Raw genomic sequence first — 1,875 nt, 5'->3', positions numbered from 1 at the left:
GGACCCGGCCCGTCCGGCGGGTGCCCGTAGGGCTGCGGGGGCGGGTTGCCGGACGGGTCGGCGGGCCCAGGGGGCTGGCTCACGAGCGGATTCCTTGGCAGCAGGGGACGGGCGTGCGCGCACATCGTCGAGCCCGGGCGGGGGAGCGCGCAAGGGGCACGCTTGCCCGGTTCTGGCCGGACCGGTCGCGTTCCGGTCCGCGCCCGGACGCTGTAGGGGGCCGGCCCGGTGTCCGGTTCGCGGGCGGATTGGTCCGCTGCCGGGCCGATCCGCGAGTATGGAGCCATGACCGCCCAGATTCTCGATGGCAAGGCCACGGCCGCCGCGATCAAGTCCGAGTTGACCGTCCGCGTCCAGGCGCTCAAGGACCGCGGTGTCCAGCCTGGCCTCGGCACCCTGCTGGTCGGTGACGACCCGGGCAGCAAGTGGTACGTCGCGGGCAAGCACCGCGACTGCGCGCAGGTGGGCATCGGCTCCATCCAGCGCGAACTGCCGGACACCGCCACGCAGGAGGAGATCGAGGCGGTCGTCCGCGAGCTGAACGCCGACCCCGAGTGCACCGGCTACATCGTGCAACTCCCGCTGCCCAAGGGCATCGACACCAACCGGGTGCTGGAGCTGATGGACCCGGAGAAGGACGCGGACGGGCTGCACCCGATGAGCCTGGGCCGCCTGGTACTCGGCGTCCCCGGACCGCTGCCCTGCACGCCCAACGGCATCGTGGAGCTGCTGCGGCGGCACGACGTCGAGATCAACGGTGCGCACGTGGTGGTGGTCGGCCGCGGCATCACCGTCGGGCGGTCGATCGGGCTGCTGCTCACCCGCAAGTCCGAGAACGCCACGGTGACGCTCTGCCACACCGGCACCCGGGACCTGTCGGCGCAGCTGCGGCAGGCCGACATCATCGTGGCCGCGGCCGGCGTGCCGCACATCGTCAAGCCGCAGGACGTCAAGCCGGGCGCGGCCGTGCTCGACGTCGGCGTCAGCCGTGACGAGAACGGCAAGATCGTCGGCGACGTCCACCCGGGTGTGGCCGAGGTGGCCGAGTGGCTCTCGCCGAACCCGGGCGGGGTCGGGCCGATGACCCGCGCGCTCCTGCTCCAGAACGTCGTGGCAGCGGCCGAGCGCACGGCGGCGGGCCATGTCGGCTGAGGCGGCGGGCCTTCCCGCGGAGGTGCCCGACGGCACCGCGCGCTCCGTGCCGCACGAGCCGGGCGGGCGGCCCGCGGTCACCCGCGGCATCGCCCGGCCCGAGGGGGGCGGCCGTGCGGCCGGCGGTGACGCGCCCGCGCCCGCGCGGCAGTGGCCGATGATCGTCGTCATAGCCGGGGCGATCATCGGGCTCATAGTCACCGCGGCCGGGGCGTTCCGGGCCGGCACGGTCCTGATCGGCGCGGCGCTGCTGCTCGGCGCCGTACTGCGCTGGGCGCTCACCGCCGTGGGCATGCTCGCGATCCGCAGCAGGTTCACCGACGTGATCACCTACGGGATACTCGGTGCGGCGATCGTTCTGCTCGCGCTCATGGCCCAGCCGGACCCCCTGATCCGGATTCCCTTCCTGGAGGACATCATCCACTTCTCCGTGAGCTGAGCTTGCGGGGGCGGTGCCCCTGACCCCCCGGGGTGGCCGGTTCCGTCGGTTCCGGGACCACATCCCGGTGGGGGGTTCTCGCGCCGTTCTCCCCCAGAGCTTCGCCTGGGAGGTGCCCCCACGCGCCCCTTGGTTGTGGCTCGCCGCCGCTGAAAAGCGTGCCTCAGTTGGTGCGGCTCTTTTCGCGGAAGGGGCCGCAATTACCCAGGGGCGCGGGGAACTGCGCGCTCAGCAGGCCACCGGCCTGCGGCCGGGAACAGACCGAAACCACAATGGCGCGTAGC

At 73.2% G+C, this 1,875-nt stretch carries 1 protein-coding gene and 1 pseudogene; both read left to right on the top strand.

Features of this window, described 5'->3' with window-relative positions; all coding sequences use genetic code 11:
* Positions 1-285 precede the first annotated feature (285 nt).
* A pseudogene (locus AC13HU_RS36480) lies at positions 286-1,162 on the top strand (bifunctional methylenetetrahydrofolate dehydrogenase/methenyltetrahydrofolate cyclohydrolase); the annotation flags it as partial.
* Complete coding sequence (locus AC13HU_RS36475; protein ID WP_483046291.1) at positions 1,142-1,591, top strand: DUF3017 domain-containing protein; 450 nt, start codon at positions 1,142-1,144, stop codon at positions 1,589-1,591. The pseudogene AC13HU_RS36480 and the gene AC13HU_RS36475, both read left to right, overlap by 21 nt.
* Positions 1,592-1,875: the final 284 nt, after the last annotated feature.

The organism is Streptomyces sp. NH27 (assembly GCF_056859195.1).
Note: the sequence above shows the minus strand (reverse complement) of the source record. Positions and strands in the feature narration are given on the sequence as shown.